Here is a 15,438-nt window from a genome sequence, read left to right as displayed (position 1 = left end):
CTGCGACCATGCGTCATCTGCCGACGTCCATCCTCTCGGTGATTACAGCGCTGGCGCTCGGCGTCGGCATCCCGGTGGCCTCCGCGCCCGCAGCCGCATCCGCGACTGCTGCAGCGCCGACGACGCAGACGCCGTCGGCGTCCGCCACGTACACCAACCCGCTCCCGCTCGACCTGGGCGGCGGCCGCACCGCCGAGCAGTGCGCCGATCCCGACGTCATCCGTTCGCAGAACCCCTCCGACCCCGCCTGGTACCTCTACTGCACGCGCGACGTCATCGACTCGTCCCTGCGCAATCCAGACGGATCGCTGGTCTTCTCCAGCATCCCGAGCTACCGCTCCACCGACCTGGTGCACTGGTCGTTCGTCGGCGAGGCTCTCCCCACCCGGCCGGCGTGGATCGGAAACGGCGACATGTGGGCACCGGACGTCGCGTACGTCGGCGGCCGCTACCTGCTCTACTACACGGCGACCAACACGGTGGCGCCGGGCGGCGGTTCGGCGATCGGCGTGGCGACCAGCGACAGCCCGGCGGGCCCGTGGGTCGATTCCGGCGGTCCGGTCGTCGAGCCGATGCCCACGCCGGGGAGCACCGACCCCAACGACCGGCGCTGGGTGTACGACCCCGAGCTGCTCACCGTCGGAGGCGCCCACTACCTGTACTTCGGCAGCTACTACGGCGGGCTTTCCGTCCGTCGCCTGAGTGCCGACGGCCTCCACTCCGACCCGGCCAGCCAGGTGCAGGTCGCCATCCCGAACCGGTACGAGGGCACCCACGTCATCGAGCACGATGGCTGGTACTACCTGCTCGGCTCGGCCACCAATTGCTGCAACGGCCCGCTCACCGGCTACGGCGTCTTCGCCGGGCGCTCCACGTCGCCGACCGGGCCGTTCGTCGACCGTACGGGCGCGTCGCTGCTCGACTCCCGCGTCGGTGGAACCCCCGTGCTGCACCAGAACGGCAACCGCTGGGTCGGACCCGGTCACGTGACCAGCACGGTGGATGCGGCCGGCCAGGAATGGATGCTGTATCACGCGGTCGACCGCACCGACCCGTACGTGGCGGGTGCCGGCACGTACACGAAGCGGCCGGTTCTGATGGACCCGCTCGACTGGAAGGACGGCTGGCCGGTGGTCCGCGGCGGTGCCGGACCGTCGGACAGCCCGCAGCCCGCGCCGGCCGTCGTCGCCGGACACCATCCTGCGTACCTGCCGACATTCGTCGGCCCGCTCCCGCGCGGGCCGAAGCTCCCGGCGTACTCCGACGAGTTCGGCGGTCACTCGATGGATCCGGCCTGGACCTGGCTGCGCGACCCGGGTCCGGCCACCCGGTCGGTCTCCGGCGGAGTGCTGAGGTGGCAGATGCAGCAGGCCGACCTCGGGCCCGATGCGGGCGCCGCCGGACTGCCGCTGCGGGCCTTGCCGACTGGCGACTACACCGTTGAGACGCGTGTCTCCACGACCGTCCCGCGCGACGGCTGCTGCCAGAACTACGCCCAGGGTGGCCTGGTGATCTACCAGGACGACGCGAACTTCGTGAAGCTGGCCGTCACGTCCATCTGGGAGACCCGGCAGACGGAGTTCGGCAAGCGGGAGACCGCCGAGGGGCCGGGCTATCCCACGTACGGCAACTCCGTCGGCGGCCCGGTGGGCGAGTGGACCGTGCTCCGGTTGACGAGGTCGCATACGGCCACGGAGAACGTGTACACCGCATCCACCAGTCGTGACGACGGCGCGACGTGGGACACGGCAGGCACCTGGACGACCCCGCTCTCCGCCACACCGCCGCGCCTGGGGCTGGTCTCGATGGCCGCAGCGGGCTTCACCACAACGTTCGACTACGTCCGCGTGTACGGCGCTCCCCGCGGAAAGGGCGGCGGCTCGTGACCTGACCGGAATTCAGGGGAGTGGACCCGCGATCGCCGTGCCGGCGGCGCGCGCCGACACCGCCTGGTCGACCAGCGTCACGGCCACGAGCGCTGACGTGACGACGGCGACACCGATGGTCACGCCGACCAGTCCGATCACCGGCGAGGCCAGCGGCAGCAGCAGCACCAGGGCGATCGCGATGACCGTCTTCAGCGGCCGGATGATCACCTCCGGAACCAGCGGGGCGTGCAGCACGTAGAGCATCAGCAGGAAGACCGCGACCGGCACCGCGATCGCGTACTCCGCCGCCGTTTCGGAGGCCGCCGTGTGCGCGGCGCCCGCCTGGACCGCCACCTCCAGCCCGGCGCCGAGAGCGGCGAGCGAGGCGAACACGAAGTAGTGACCGTAGCCCCAGTAGTAGGACCGGCCGCGCTTGCTCTGAAGACCTTCGGCGGCCGGCTCGAGGAAGTACAGCCACCAGAGGCTGAACAGCAGCACCAGCCCGGCGGATGCGATCCAGACCAGGGCTGCGGAGAACCCGCTCTCCGCCAGGGAGCGCTGGACGCCGAGCGCCGCCGCCGAGACCGACTCGCCGAGCACGATGATGGTGAACAGCCCGTACCGTTCGGCGATGTGGTGCGGATGCCACGACGTCATGCCGGTGCGCTCGGCCCAGATCGGCACCGACAGTTCGAGCACGACGCCGATCCCGAACAGCCAGACCGCGGTGTGCGGCGGGAGGAAGCCCCACGCCACCCAGAGCACCTGGACCGCGGCGACGCCGGCCGCGTAGCGGAAGGCCGTCCTCCGGCCCGCCGGGTGCTCCACGCCGGCGCGGATCCACTGGCCGACGAGGGCCAACCGCATGATCAGGTAGCCGATGATGATCGCGGTGAAGTCATCCTGATCGAACGCTGCAGGGACCCCCGCGGCCAGCACAAGCACGCCGCCCATCTGCACCAGGGTCATCACCCGGTAGGGCACGTCGTCCGTGTCGTACGCCGACGCGAACCAGGTGAAGTTCATCCACGCCCACCAGATGGCGAAGAACACCATGAAGTAGAACGGCAACCGCTCCAGGATGTGCCCCTGCTCGCCCGCGTGCGCCAGCTGCCCGGCCACCTGGGCGATGGCCACCACGAAGGTCAGGTCGAACAGCAGCTCCAGCGGGCTGGAGACGCGATGCCGTTCGTCGGTCGAGCGTCCGGTCATCGGGATGCGGAACGGACTGGTCATGTGCGCCAGCATAGGAGGATGCGCCGTCGTGCCGTGCTCCCCCTCCTGATCGCCGGGTATCTGGCCGCGGTCGCCTGGATCACCCTGAGCCCGGTGCCCGGGAACCCTGCAGGCAACCCGCTGCTCCGCGCGCTGTTGCGCGCTGTGTCCGCCGTGCCGGGGCTGCACTGGGTCGACTACGACGTCGCCGAGTTCTCCGCGAATGTGCTGCTGTTCGTGCCCATGGGGCTGCTGTTCACCGTGCTCCTCGGCGCCTGGAGGTGGTGGCTGACCGTCGCGATCGGAGTGGTCGCGACACTGGTCATCGAGTTCGTGCAGCTGTTCCTGCCCGAGCGGGTGAGCGACCCGCGCGACCTGCTCGCCAACACGCTGGGCACGCTGCTCGGCGTCGCCCTCGTCCTGCTGTCGTCCCGTCGCCGCAGCAGCCGCAGCAGCAGCCGCCGACGTGCGACGTAGGGTGGCGGCGTGGAGACGGTGACGAAGGAGCGGACGGATGCGCCCGCGCGGTTCTTCGAGGCGGAGGCGGCCGGACTGCGCTGGCTCGGCGAGGCGCAGGCCGCAGGGGGAGCGCGTGTGGCCCGCGTGGCGTCGGTGCGGCCCGGTCGGATCGCGCTGGAGCGCATCCACGACGGCAGACCGACGGAGGACGCCGCGCGTGCGTTCGGGGCGGCGCTCGCGGTGACGCATGCCGCAGGAGCCGCCGCTTTCGGCGCACCGCCGGACGGCTGGGACGGGCCGATCTTCATCGGCCGACGGCCGCTGCCGGTGGCGGATGAGACCCAGTGGGGCCTCTTCTACGCGCGCGACCGCATCCTCCCGTACCTCGGTATCGCCGTGGATGCGGGCAGCGTGACCAGCACCCAGCTTCCGGTGATCCGCGAAGCCGTCGACCGGGTTGCGGCGGGGGAGTTCGACGACGACGAGCCGCCGGCGCGCATCCACGGCGACCTGTGGAACGGCAACCTCCTGTGGGATGCGCGCGGCGGCGTGCTCATCGACCCCGCCGCGCACGGCGGCCACCGCGAGACGGATCTGGCGATGCTGGCGCTGTTCGGTGCGCCCTTCCTCGACGAGCTGGTCACCGGCTACGACGCCGCGCGGCCGCTGCGTGCCGGTTGGCGGGATCGCATCCCGCTGCACCAGTTGCATCCGCTCGCCGTGCACGCCGCCGGGTACGGCCCCGCGTATGGCCGCGCGCTGGCGGACGCGGCACGCGCGACGCTGGCACTCTGACCGGATCGGCAGGCTGCACCCCTTCCCTTGCGACCGCGGATGAGGGACGATTGCGTCATCGCAAGTAAGGAGGCGATGATCATGGGCGACAGCGAAGAACGCGACCTCGTGGAAGGCCGCTACACGCAGGCTCAGCCCGAAACGGCAGAACTCAGGGAAGTGCACGGCCGGTACACCGGCACGGCGGAGGACATCCCCGCGGAATCGGAGATCCTCGGCGCGTACGTCGGCTCGGAGCACGACGACGGTGAGCCGCCGGTGGTGCGCAGCACACACCAGCGCATCGGAAACTACCCCAAGGCCGAGCACGAGGACGGCGCCGACGAGGTCGAGCGGGACGTCTGACCGGACACCGCGGGCGCCCGCCGACCCGTGCGCCCGCGGACCGCGGACCCGGAGGCCGCCTCCGGCATCCCCCTGCCGCGCCATGACTGATAGGATGCTGGTGGTCGGCAGTGCGCCGATCGACCGGAGCAGGCCGGCAGAAGCTGGTCCTCGGTGGTGGTATCCGGATGCGTCCGCACTCTGTGTTCAAGCACAACGGCGGTGACGCAACCGTGTATTTCTACTGATGGCCAGACGGGCTCAGCCCACGCACCCGCATGGCATTGTCGCGTACACAGAACGTGTCGAACTGCCTGTTTCCTGCTCCTTGGATGAAGTCGCGTCCACACGGGACCGCGACGTTAAACAAAGGAGAAAGACCTCTTGGAAGGTCCTGAAATCAAGTTCGCCGAAGCCGTGCTCGACAACGGCCGCTTCGGCACCCGCACCGTCCGGTTCGAGACCGGACGCCTCGCCCAGCAGGCACAGGGCGCAGTCGCCGCCTACCTCGACGAGGAGACCATGCTGCTGAGCGCGACCAGCGCCAGCAAGCACCCGAAGGACAACTTCGACTTCTTCCCGCTCACGGTCGACGTCGAAGAGCGTTCCTACGCCGCAGGCAAGATCCCCGGTTCGTTCTTCCGGCGCGAGGGCCGCCCCTCCACCGAGGCGATCCTGGTCTGCCGTCTGATCGACCGGCCGCTGCGCCCGTCGTTCGTCGAGGGCCTCCGCAACGAGGTCCAGATCGTCATCACCGTCCTGAGCATCGCCCCGGACGAGTTCTACGACGCGCTCGCCATCAATGCGGCCAGCGCCTCCACGCAGATCTCCGGACTGCCCTTCTCCGGCCCGATCGCCGGCGTGCGCCTCGCGCTCATGCCCGGCAACGGTGCCCACGAGGACCAGTGGATCGCCTTCCCGAAGGCCGAGCAGCTGAAGGAGGCCGTCTTCGACCTCATCGTCGCCGGCCGCGTCCTCACCAACGAGGACGGCTCCGAGGGCGACGTCGCGATCATGATGGTCGAGGCCGAGGCCACCGAGAACAGCTGGAACCTCATCCAGGCCGGTGCGGTCAAGCCCAACGAGGAGATCGTCGCCCAGGGCCTCGAGGCCGCGAAGCCGTTCCTCCGCCAGCTGGTCGCTGCGCAGAATGTCATCGCCGAGCAGGCCGCGAAGGCGATCGCCGACTACCCGGTGTTCCTGCCCTACGCGAAGAGCACGTACGACAACGTCGCGGGCCTCGCCTACGACGAGCTCGTCCGCGTCTACCAGATCGCCGACAAGATCGAGCGCCAGAACGCCGACGACGCCCTCAAGGAGCGCGTCAAGGCGTCCCTCACCGAGAAGGTGGAGGCCGGAGTCATCGACGCCGAGGTCCTCACCCAGTTCTCGGCGGCGTACAAGTCGGTGTCCAAGGTGGTCATGCGCGGCCGTGTGCTGCGCGAGGGCATCCGCATCGACGGCCGTGGCCTGACCGACATCCGTCCGCTCGACGCCGAGGTGCAGGTCATCCCGCGTGTCCACGGTTCGGCGATCTTCCAGCGCGGCGAGACCCAGATCCTGGGTGTCACCACCCTGAACATGCTCAAGATGGAGCAGCAGATCGACTCGCTGTCGCCGGTCACCAAGAAGCGCTACCTGCACCACTACAACTTCCCGCCCTACTCGACCGGTGAGACCGGCCGGGTCGGTTCGCCGAAGCGTCGCGAGATCGGGCACGGCTTCCTCGCCGAGCGCGCACTCGTGCCGGTGCTGCCGAGTCGCGAGGAGTTCCCCTACGCGATCCGCCAGGTGTCCGAGGCGCTGAGCTCCAACGGCTCCACGTCGATGGGTTCCGTCTGCGCCTCCACCCTGTCGCTGCTCAACGCCGGTGTGCCGCTGCGCGCCCCGGTCGCGGGTATCGCCATGGGCCTGATCTCCGACGTCGTCGACGGTGAGACCCGCTACGCGGCCCTCACCGACATCCTGGGCGCGGAGGACGCGCTCGGCGACATGGACTTCAAGGTCGCCGGCACCAGCGAGTTCGTCACCGCGATCCAGCTCGACACGAAGCTCGACGGCATCCCGTCGTCGGTCCTCGCCGGCGCGCTGAAGCAGGCGAAGGACGCGCGCACGACCATCCTGAGCGTGCTCAACGCCGCCATCGACCGTCCGGACGAGATGGCCCCGACCGCGCCCCGCGTGATCTCGGTCCAGATCCCGGTCGACAAGATCGGCGAGCTGATCGGCCCGAAGGGCAAGACGATCAACGCGATCCAGGACGAGACCGGCGCCGACATCTCCATCGAGGAGGACGGCACCGTCTACATCGGCGCCACCGACGGCCCGTCGGCCGAGGCGGCCCGTGCCCAGGTGAACGCGATCGCGAACCCCACCAACCCGGAGGTCGGCGAGCAGTTCCTCGGAACCGTCGTCAAGATCGCCGCATTCGGTGCGTTCGTCTCGCTGCTCCCGGGCAAGGACGGCCTGCTGCACATCTCCGAGGTCCGCAAGCTCGCCGGTGGCAAGCGTGTGGAGAACGTGGAGGACGTGCTCGGCGTCGGCCAGAAGATCCTGGTCGAGATCACCAAGATCGACGACCGCGGAAAGCTGTCGCTCGCTCCGGTGATCGCCGAGGAGGCCGCCTCCGAGGAGGCCCCCGTCGAGACCGCTGAGGCTCCCGCCGAGGCGTAACTCACCCTGCACCGAAGGCCGCGTCGACACCGTCGACGCGGCCTTCGCGCGTTTCCGGTCGCTTGCCGGTCAGGTCAGGCGTCGCGGGTGAGGAGGGGGCGGAGGCGGTACGGGATGAGTTCGCCCATGTCGAGCGACGTCTCGGCCCGGTCGACGCCGTCCGTGGACTGGATGATGCCGGTGATCCGGAACAGGTCCTCCGCGTCGACGCAGACCACGCGGAGCAGCAGGTCGGAGGGGCCGGAGAGGCCGTGCGCCTGCACGATCTCGGGGATCGCCGCAAGACTCTCCACGACCGCCGCCAGCCGCTGCTGCCGCACGTGGACGTTGACGAACGCCGCAAGCGGATAGCCGGCGACGCGGGCGGAGATGCGCCGCTCGAAGGACAGGAACGCGCCGCTGCGCTCCAACTCCGCCACACGCGCCTGCACGGTGTTGCGGCTGAGCCCCAGACGGTCGGCGAGCGAGACGTTGGTCGATCGCGGGTCGTCCGCCAGGGCCAGGAGGATCCGTCGATCGGTGGTGTCGAAGTTGCGCATAGTGCGAAAACTAGCAGGCCGACGATCGTGCTGGATAGAGCATCCTGCACAGTCGACACGCCGCTGGTTGTGCGCGCTGACCTGACAGCGTAGCCTTCCCATTAATTCCGGCAAGGAGGCCGGAAGCCGGTCGTGCACGCCACAAGCTGTGCCGGCCGGGCGCGAGAGTGAAGGTTGCGTGAACCGTGACGATCGACAATCAGCCTGCCACCCGCCGGGGCGGATCCCACACGGACCTCGGTTCCCTCGGAGAGGCCGGACTCACCGGCATCGACCTCGTCCGCCTGCTCGACGCCGATGGCGTCCGCCATGAGGACGACCGGTTCGACGCCTGGGTCTCGGACATCGGCCCCGACCAACTTCTTGCACTCTACGAGGACATGCGCGTCATCCGCCGCATCGACGCTGAGGCGACCGCCCTGCAGCGTCAGGGCGAGCTCGGCCTGTGGCCGCCGCTGCTCGGCCAGGAGGCCGCCCAGATCGGCTCGGGGCGCGCGCTGCGCGGCGACGATTTCGTGTTCTCCAGCTACCGCGAGCACGGTGTCGCCTACTGCCGTGGCGCCGGCCTCGTCGACCTGCTGCGCGTCTGGCGCGGGACGACGCAGAGCGGCTGGAACCCGTACGAGATCAACATGGCGACCCCGCAGGTCATCATCGGCGCGCAGACCCTGCATGCGACCGGGTACGCCCTCGGCATCCAGGCCGACGGCACGGACGCTGTGGCGGTGGCGTACTTCGGCGACGGCGCGACGAGCGAGGGGGATGTGAACGAGGCGCTGATCTTCGCGGCGACCTACGCCGCCCCGGTCATCTTCTTCTGCCAGAACAACCAGTACGCGATCTCCGAGCCGGTCTCGCTGCAGGCGCAGCGTCCCATCGCCGACCGCGCGCCCGGATTCGGGGTGCCGAGTGTCCGCGTCGACGGCAACGACGTGCTCGCCGTGCTCGCCGTGACCCGTGCGGCGCTCGACCGTGCGCGCTCCGGCGGCGGCCCCACCTTCATCGAGGCGGTCACGTACCGGATGGGTCCGCACACCACCGCCGACGACCCGACGCGCTACCGCGACGCGGCCGAGCTCGAAGAGTGGCGCGGCAAGGACCCGGTGGCCCGGGTGGAGGCGTACCTGAGGTCGCAGGGCGCGCTGACGGACGAGCGGATGGCCGCGATCGTCGGGAAGGCCGACGCGGTGGCCGCCGAGATGCGTTCCGGCATCACCGCGCTCACCGACCCGGACCCGCTGTCCGTCTTCGACAACGTGTACGCCGAGCCGCACACCGGCATCGCGCGCCAGCGCGACCACTACTCGCGCTACCTGCGCACCTTCGTCGGGGGTGACGGACGATGACGGCCCTCAGCATGGCCAAGGCGATCAACGCCGGCCTCCGCCGCGCGCTCGCGGACGACGACCGCGTCGTCCTGATGGGCGAGGACATCGGCACCCTCGGCGGCGTCTTCCGGGTCACGGACGGCTTGCAGACCGAGTTCGGCCCGCGGCGGGTGATGGACTCGCCGCTCGCCGAGTCCGGGATCTTGGGCACTGCGGTCGGGATGGCGTACCGCGGCTACCGGCCGGTGGTCGAGATCCAGTTCGACGGCTTCATCTACCCCGCCTTCGACCAGATCGTGAACCAGGTGGCGCGGATGCACTACCGCACGCAGGGCGCCGTACGGATGCCGATCGTCATCCGGGTCCCGTTCGCGGGCGGAATCGGCTCGGCCGAGCACCACTCCGACTCGCCCGAGGCGTACTTCGCCCACACCGCGGGCTTGCGGGTCGTCAGTCCCTCCGATCCGCAGGACGCCTTCACGCTCATCCAGCAGGCGATCGCGTCCGACGACCCTGTGCTGTTCTTCGAGCCGAAGCGCCGCTATCACGCCAAGGGCGACGTGGACGAGGATGCTCCACTCGCCGACGCCCGCCCGATGGGCACCGCGCGGGTCGTCGCCCAGGGGTCCGACGTCACGCTGGTGACCTACGGCGGGCTGGTGCAGCTGGCACGGGATGCGGCGGTCGCCGCTGGCGACGACGGCGTCTCGGTCGAGGTGATCGACCTGCGCTCGCTGTCGCCTCTCGACCTCGACACGGTCGTCGCCTCGGTGAAGCGGACCGGTCGGCTCGTCGTGACGCACGAAGCCGCCCTGTCCGGCGGCCTGGCGGCCGAGATCTCCGCCTCCATCACCGAGCGCTGCTTCTACCACCTCGAGCACGCACCGGTGCGGGTGACCGGGCACGACATCCCCTACCCGCCCGCCCGGCTGGAGGCGGCCCACCTGCCCGACCTCGACCGCATCCTGGATGGCATCGACCGCGCCCTGGACCGGCCCAACTCGCTGAGCGGGGTGGAGGACTGATGGCGGTCAGGGAGTTCGCGCTGCCCGACCTCGGTGAGGGCCTCACCGAGTCGGAGCTCGTGGAGTGGAAGGTCGCTGTCGGCGACACCGTTCAGCTGAACCAGATCATCGCGGAGGTGGAGACGGCCAAGGCGCTCGTGGAGCTGCCCGCCCCGTACGACGGTCGGGTGTCGCGGCTCTTCGTCGAGCCGGGCGTCACGGTGGCTGTGGGGGAGCCGCTCGTGGCGTTCGAGGTGGATGCGGGAGAGCCCGACCCTGCAGGCGGGGACGAATCGCCGGACGACGGTGCGACCGCGGCGGAAGTGCGCGAGCCGACCCTGGTCGGTTACGGTGCGCGACCGGAGTCCCGCGACCGGCCGGCGCGCCGGAAGCGGCCGGGCCTGGCGCTGAGTCGGGAGTCCGCAGGGCGCGCGGCCGTCGCGCCCAGCGCGGCGGCCACTGCATCGGTCGCCACTGCATCCGTCCCCGCTGCATCCGTCCCCACTGCATCCGTCCCCGCCGATGCCGCCGCGCCGACGGTGCTCGCCGAGCGCCCGCGGGCCACTCCGCCGGTGCGCAAGTTCGCGCGCGAGCTCGGAATCGACCTGGCGTCCGTGGTGGGCTCCGGCGACCGCGGGCTGATCACGCGAGGCGACGTGGAGTCGTTCGCGGAGGTGCAGTCCAGCGCTGAAGCCGGCACGGCGACCGACGCGCCGCAGGCCACGTCGCGCGCCGACGGGTCGCGCGAGACGCGCATCCCGATCCGCGGCGTCCGCAAGGCCACCGCGGATGCCATGATGCGGAGCGCGTTCGGTGCACCGCAGGCGACCGTGTTCCTGACGGTGGATGTGACGGCCACTACCGAGCTGATCGCGCGGCTGCGTGCGCTGCCCGAGTTGGCGGAGGCCCGTCCCGGCCTGCTCGCGGTCGTCGCGAAGGCGCTGCTGCTGGCCGTGCGCCGGACACCGCAGGTCAACTCGCGCTGGGAGGGCGCCAGCAACGAGATCGTGCAGGCGGAGTACGTCCACCTGGGGATCGCGGCCGCGACGCCGCGCGGACTGCTCGTCCCCGTCATCCGGGATGCGGACGCGCTGACACTCGGGGGAGTGGCGGCCGCGATCCGGCAGCTCGCCGAGACGGCGCGGGCCGGCCGAACCGCCCCCGCCGACCTCAGCGGCGGAACGATCACCATCACGAACGTCGGCGTGTTCGGCGTGGATGCTGGAACGCCCATCCTGACGCCGGGGGAGGCGGCGATCCTGGCGGTCGGCGCGGTCCGGCGTCAGCCGTGGGAGTACGAGGGCGGCATCGCCCTGCGCGAGGTGCTCACCCTCGCCCTGACGTTCGACCACCGCATCGTCGACGGCGAGCAGGCGTCGCGCTTCCTCGCCGACATCGGCCGCATCCTGACCGACCCCGCCTCGGTCCTCGCGATGGTCTGACCACGATCTGCTTGACGCAACACGCCGTCCGGGCGAGCCGCCCGACGGCGTGTTGCGTCAACCAGACGGCGGGCGGCGGCGGCGGGCGGCGTGGCGGCTAGGCGTGCAGCGCGGCGTTGAGTTCGACGCCGGTGCCGGCCCGGCGCAGTACCTCGACGGCGCCGGTCAGCGAGTTGCGTCGGAACAGCAGGCCGGGCATCCCGGAGAGTTCGGCCGCCTTGACCGTGTGCGGGCGTCCGTCGGCGGTGGGTGCCTCGCCGACCACGACGACCTTCGTCCCGGCGGTCACGTACAGCCCGGCCTCGACAACGGAGTCGTCGCCGATCGAGATGCCGATGCCCGAGTTCGCTCCGAGCAGCGCGCGCTCCCCGATCGACACGCGGTGGCTGCCGCCGCCGGACAGCGTCCCCATGATGGATGCGCCGCCGCCGATGTCGGAGCCGTTGCCGACCACGACGCCCTGCGAGATGCGGCCCTCCACCATGGAGGTGCCGAGTGTGCCCGCATTGAAGTTGACGAAGCCTTCGTGCATGACCGTGGTCCCCGGCGCGAGGTGCGCGCCCAGCCGCACGCGCGAAGCGTCGGCGATGCGCACCCGCTCCGGCGTCACGTAGTCGAGCAGGCGCGGGAACTTGTCAATCCCCGAGACTTGGATGCCCGCCCGCTGCAGCCGCGGACGGAGCCGGTCGAGGTCGGCCGGGTTCACCGGGCCGGCGTTCGTCCAGGCGACGCTGGGCAGGTGCGCGAAGATGCCGTCCAGGTTGAGGCCGTTCGGCTGCACGAGCAGGTGCGAGAGGAGGTGCAGGCGGAGGTACGCATCCGGGGTGGAGGCGGGAGGCGCATCCAACTCGACCTCGACCGTGACGATGTCGATGCGGACCGCCCGGCGCGCGTCCTCCCCGGCCAGCTCCTCCAGCTCGGCGGGGGCGATCCAGCGGTCACGCCCGGCGGGCAGGGCGCCGAGCTTCGGCTCCGGGAACCAAGTGTCGAGCACGGTGCCGTCGGCGGCGACCGTCGCGAGACCGTAGCCCCACGCCGAGCGGGATGCGGCGGGCACGGCGGAGTTTTCAGGCACGTCGGAAGGCATGCCTCTAGGTTAGTAGGGTGACGATCAGCAGCGTGCCCCTCGACCTCCGTGCCACCTCCATCGAGCTGACCCGTCAGCTCTGCGACATCGAGTCGGTCTCCGGCAACGAAGGGACGCTGGCGGACGCCATCGCGGAGGCCCTTGCCGGGCTGCCGCACCTGGAGGTCATCCGCGACGGCGACACGATCGTCGCGCGCACGAACCTGGGGCGCGAGCGTCGCGCGCTCATCGCCGGCCACATCGACACGGTGCCGCTGAACGGCAACCTGCCGACGCGGTTCGAGGAGCACGACGGCATCCGCTACCTCTGGGGCCGCGGCACCGTCGACATGAAGGCCGGAGTGGCCGTCCAGCTGAAGCTGGCCGCCGAGCTCACCGACCCGGCCGTCGACGTGACCTGGATGTGGTACGACCACGAGGAGGTCAACGCCGAGCTGAACGGCCTGGGCCGGCTCGCCCGCAACCGCCCGGACCTGTTCGTCGGCGACTTCGGCATCCTCGGCGAACCCAGCAACGGCGTGGTGGAGGGCGGCTGCAACGGCAACCTGCGCGTCGAGGTCCGCACCTACGGGCTGCGCGCACACTCCGCCCGCGGCTGGGTCGGCGACAACGCCATCCACAAGGCTGCGCCGATCCTCGACATCCTGGCGTCGTACCAGGCCCGGGAGGTGGAGGTGGACGGCCTCGTGTACAAGGAGGGCCTCAACGCCGTCGGCATCTCCGGCGGAGTCGCGGGCAACATCATCCCGGACGAGTGCATGGTCCACATCAACTACCGGTTCGCACCCTCCCGCAGCTCGCAGGAGGCCATCGAGCACATGCACGAGCTGTTCGGCGACTACGAGATCACCGTCGTCGACCGGGCCGACGGCGCCCGCCCGGGCCTGGATGCGCCCCTGGCGCAGGAGTTCGTGGCCGCGGTCGGCGGGGTGGCCAAGCCGAAGTACGGCTGGACGGATGTGGCCCGCTTCAGCGCGCTCGGCATCCCCGCGGTCAACTACGGCCCGGGCGACCCGCTCAAGGCCCACGCCGACGACGAGCGCGTCGACGTGGAGCAGATCGTTGCGGTCGAGGAGGGCCTGCGTGCGTGGCTCACCGGTGCCGGCGCCCGCTGAGCGGGTCGCTCTGAGCGACAACGACCCCGACGGCCGGACCGACGGCCACCTCCGGACCGACGGCGACCTCGCCCTCCAGCGCGGACCGTGGTGGACGCTGTGGTGGGTGCGCGTGCTCGCCGTCTATGTCGCGGCGCGCGTCGTGTCGACCGTCATCCTGCTGAGCTTCGCCGCGGGCGAGGGGACGAACGCCTGGACCTCAGCACGGCCCGACTACTTCACCTTCGCCAACATCTGGGACGGCCGCTGGTACCAGATCGTCGCGGCGCTCGGCTACCCGGCCACCCTGCCCACCAGCGACGGCGTGCACGTCACGGAGAACGCCTGGGCCTTCCTGCCGGGCTTCCCCGGCGTGGTCGACGCCGTCATGTTCGTGACCCGCCTGCCCTGGCCGGTCGCCGCCGTGCTGGTCTCCTTCCTCGCGGGCGCCGGCGCCGCGCTGGTGTTCCACCGGCTGATGCGCCGGGTGGGGCTCAGCGCTTCGCAGAGCCTGTTCGCGGTCGTGCTGTTCTGCGTCGCCCCGGTCTCGCCGCTGTTCCAGGTCGCGTACGCGGAGTCGTTGTACACGCTCCTGCTGGTCACGGCTCTCCTGCTGCTCGTGGAGCGACGGTACGGCTGGCTGTTCCCGGTCGTGCTCGCAATGGCGTTCACGCGGCCGAGCGGGCTGGCGTTCGCGCTCGCCCTGGCGATGCACGTGGTCTACCGCTGGGTGCGTCGCCGCCGCGACCCGTTCCCGGTGCGGGAGCGCGTGCTCGGTGTCTCTCTGGCCGTCTTCAGTGGACTGGCGGGGCTGGCCTGGCCGGCGATCGCCGGGATCGCGACCGGGTCGTGGAGCGCGTACACCGACACCGAGCTGGCCTGGCGCGCCCCGTACATCGGCTTCACCGATCTCCTGCCGTTCACCCCGTGGTTCCAGGGCGCGGACTGGTGGGCGAGCGTGATGCTGGGCGTGCCCGGGTGGGTCGGCATCGCCGCGTTGGTCGTCATCGCCGCGCTGTTCGGTGTCCTGCTGTTCTCGCCGGCGGTGCGTCGTCTCGGCCCCGATCTGCGGTTCTGGGTGGTCGCCTACTCGCTCTACCTGTTCGCGGTGTTCTTCCCGCAGTCGAGCACCTTCCGGCTGCTCATGCCGCTGTTTCCGCTGCTCGGTGCGCTCGCACTGCCGCGCAGCCGCGTCTACCGGATCGGCATGGTGCTGCTCTTCGTCGCACTGCAAGTGGGTTGGGTGGCGATCTGCTGGTCGATCGACGGATCCGATTGGTCACCTCCGTGATCCCTACGATTTCCGCAGGCCCGCAAGGATGTCGGATAATAGAAGGACATCCACGAAAGGGGAGCTGCATGGCGGCCATGAAGCCGAGGACCGGGGACGGGCCAATGGAGGCTGTGAAGGAGGGACGGCTCATCATCGTGCGCGTGCCGCTCGAGGGTGGGGGACGACTTGTGGTCTCCGTCAACGACGCGGAAGCCAAAGAGCTGCACGACGCGCTCGCGAATGTCGTGACCTCCGCCTGAACTGCTGTACTGAGAAGGGCCCCGATCGTCACGATCGGGGCCCTTCCTGCGTCTGTCGGCGCGGCGACGGCTATGCG

14 protein-coding genes are annotated in these 15,438 nt (G+C 70.6%); 11 read left to right on the top strand and 3 right to left on the bottom strand.

The features are described 5' to 3' along the window. The first annotated feature begins 8 nt into the window (after positions 1 to 8). Positions 9 to 1,886, top strand: a complete 1,878-nt coding sequence (locus tag AB4079_RS14920) for a family 43 glycosylhydrolase (RefSeq protein WP_441788093.1) — start codon at positions 9 to 11, stop codon at positions 1,884 to 1,886. Between the two features lie 12 nt (positions 1,887 to 1,898). Here AB4079_RS14920 and AB4079_RS14915 read toward each other — a convergent pair whose 3' ends face one another. Then, positions 1,899 to 3,104: a low temperature requirement protein A gene (locus AB4079_RS14915; RefSeq protein WP_441788092.1), complete on the bottom strand. Its 1,206-nt coding sequence runs from the start codon at positions 3,102 to 3,104 to the stop codon at positions 1,899 to 1,901. A gap of 18 nt (positions 3,105 to 3,122) precedes the next feature. On the opposite strand from AB4079_RS14915, the gene AB4079_RS14910 reads away from it, so the two are divergent. The 4 genes from AB4079_RS14910 (at position 3,123) to AB4079_RS14895 (ending at position 7,334) form a co-directional block, all read left to right on the top strand. Next, positions 3,123 to 3,560, top strand: coding sequence for a VanZ family protein (locus tag AB4079_RS14910; RefSeq protein WP_441788091.1), 438 nt, complete (start codon positions 3,123 to 3,125; stop codon positions 3,558 to 3,560). Positions 3,561 to 3,578: 18 nt separating this feature from the next. Continuing rightward, positions 3,579 to 4,337, top strand: coding sequence for a fructosamine kinase family protein (locus tag AB4079_RS14905; RefSeq protein WP_441788140.1), 759 nt, complete (start codon positions 3,579 to 3,581; stop codon positions 4,335 to 4,337). 81 nt (positions 4,338 to 4,418) lie between these two features. Next, positions 4,419 to 4,682 (top strand): hypothetical protein, encoded by a 264-nt coding sequence (locus AB4079_RS14900; protein ID WP_441788090.1) that lies wholly within the window; start codon positions 4,419 to 4,421, stop codon positions 4,680 to 4,682. Between the two features lie 363 nt (positions 4,683 to 5,045). Then, complete coding sequence (locus AB4079_RS14895; protein WP_441788089.1) at positions 5,046 to 7,334, top strand: polyribonucleotide nucleotidyltransferase; 2,289 nt, start codon at positions 5,046 to 5,048, stop codon at positions 7,332 to 7,334. Positions 7,335 to 7,408: 74 nt separating this feature from the next. Here the strand turns inward: AB4079_RS14895 and AB4079_RS14890 are convergent, their stop codons facing one another. Beyond that, positions 7,409 to 7,873: an Lrp/AsnC family transcriptional regulator gene (locus AB4079_RS14890; protein WP_441788088.1), complete on the bottom strand. Its 465-nt coding sequence runs from the start codon at positions 7,871 to 7,873 to the stop codon at positions 7,409 to 7,411. 185 nt (positions 7,874 to 8,058) lie between these two features. Here AB4079_RS14890 and pdhA point away from each other — a divergent pair, with 185 nt between their 5' ends. From pdhA to AB4079_RS14875, 3 genes are read left to right on the top strand one after another with little or no spacing between them, the layout of a single operon-like run. Continuing rightward, positions 8,059 to 9,219: a pyruvate dehydrogenase (acetyl-transferring) E1 component subunit alpha gene (pdhA, locus tag AB4079_RS14885; protein ID WP_441788087.1), complete on the top strand. Its 1,161-nt coding sequence runs from the start codon at positions 8,059 to 8,061 to the stop codon at positions 9,217 to 9,219. Further along, positions 9,216 to 10,226: an alpha-ketoacid dehydrogenase subunit beta gene (locus tag AB4079_RS14880; protein WP_441788086.1), complete on the top strand. Its 1,011-nt coding sequence runs from the start codon at positions 9,216 to 9,218 to the stop codon at positions 10,224 to 10,226. The genes pdhA and AB4079_RS14880 overlap by 4 nt, the downstream gene beginning before the upstream one ends. Beyond that, entirely contained in the window at positions 10,226 to 11,647 is a 1,422-nt protein-coding gene (locus tag AB4079_RS14875) for a dihydrolipoamide acetyltransferase family protein (RefSeq protein ID WP_441788085.1), read from the top strand. The genes AB4079_RS14880 and AB4079_RS14875 overlap by 1 nt, the downstream gene beginning before the upstream one ends. Before the next feature lie 97 nt (positions 11,648 to 11,744). Here the strand turns inward: AB4079_RS14875 and dapD are convergent, their stop codons facing one another. After that, positions 11,745 to 12,734, bottom strand: a complete 990-nt coding sequence (gene dapD, locus AB4079_RS14870; protein WP_441788084.1) for a 2,3,4,5-tetrahydropyridine-2,6-dicarboxylate N-succinyltransferase — start codon at positions 12,732 to 12,734, stop codon at positions 11,745 to 11,747. A 17-nt stretch (positions 12,735 to 12,751) separates the two neighbouring features. Between dapD and dapE the strand changes: the two genes are divergently transcribed. The 3 genes from dapE to AB4079_RS14855 all read left to right on the top strand — a co-directional run bounded on the left by dapE (position 12,752) and on the right by AB4079_RS14855 (position 15,361). Next, a complete protein-coding gene (gene dapE, locus AB4079_RS14865; protein WP_441788083.1) occupies positions 12,752 to 13,849 on the top strand; it encodes a succinyl-diaminopimelate desuccinylase in 1,098 nt (365 codons plus the stop codon). Further along, positions 13,818 to 15,119, top strand: a complete 1,302-nt coding sequence (locus tag AB4079_RS14860; protein ID WP_441788082.1) for a hypothetical protein — start codon at positions 13,818 to 13,820, stop codon at positions 15,117 to 15,119. Before dapE ends, AB4079_RS14860 begins: the two co-directional genes overlap by 32 nt. A gap of 68 nt (positions 15,120 to 15,187) precedes the next feature. Beyond that, positions 15,188 to 15,361 carry a DUF3117 domain-containing protein gene (locus tag AB4079_RS14855; protein WP_310128484.1) on the top strand — a complete coding sequence of 58 codons (174 nt, stop codon included), beginning with the start codon at positions 15,188 to 15,190 and terminating at the stop codon, positions 15,359 to 15,361. Positions 15,362 to 15,438 lie beyond the last annotated feature (77 nt).

The sequence above is a fragment of the Leifsonia sp. 2MCAF36 genome (assembly GCF_052115525.1).
Classification (GTDB): domain Bacteria; phylum Actinomycetota; class Actinomycetes; order Actinomycetales; family Microbacteriaceae; genus Leifsonia.
The sequence above is the reverse complement of the archived record's forward strand: the minus strand, read 5'-3'. Positions and strand labels throughout refer to the sequence as shown.

Excerpts from the sequence above, each read along its gene's own strand:
- AB4079_RS14920 (WP_441788093.1), top strand. The coding sequence starts at position 9 with ATGCGTCATCTGCCGACGTCCATCCTCTCGGTGATTACAGCGCTGGCG.
- AB4079_RS14915 (WP_441788092.1), bottom strand. The coding sequence starts at position 3,104 with ATGACCAGTCCGTTCCGCATCCCGATGACCGGACGCTCGACCGACGAA.
- AB4079_RS14910 (WP_441788091.1), top strand. The coding sequence starts at position 3,123 with ATGCGCCGTCGTGCCGTGCTCCCCCTCCTGATCGCCGGGTATCTGGCC.
- AB4079_RS14900 (WP_441788090.1), top strand. The coding sequence starts at position 4,419 with ATGGGCGACAGCGAAGAACGCGACCTCGTGGAAGGCCGCTACACGCAG.
- AB4079_RS14890 (WP_441788088.1), bottom strand. The coding sequence starts at position 7,873 with ATGCGCAACTTCGACACCACCGATCGACGGATCCTCCTGGCCCTGGCG.
- AB4079_RS14880 (WP_441788086.1), top strand. The coding sequence starts at position 9,216 with ATGACGGCCCTCAGCATGGCCAAGGCGATCAACGCCGGCCTCCGCCGC.
- AB4079_RS14875 (WP_441788085.1), top strand. The coding sequence starts at position 10,226 with ATGGCGGTCAGGGAGTTCGCGCTGCCCGACCTCGGTGAGGGCCTCACC.
- dapD (WP_441788084.1), bottom strand. The coding sequence starts at position 12,734 with ATGCCTTCCGACGTGCCTGAAAACTCCGCCGTGCCCGCCGCATCCCGC.
- AB4079_RS14855 (WP_310128484.1), top strand. The coding sequence starts at position 15,188 with ATGGCGGCCATGAAGCCGAGGACCGGGGACGGGCCAATGGAGGCTGTG.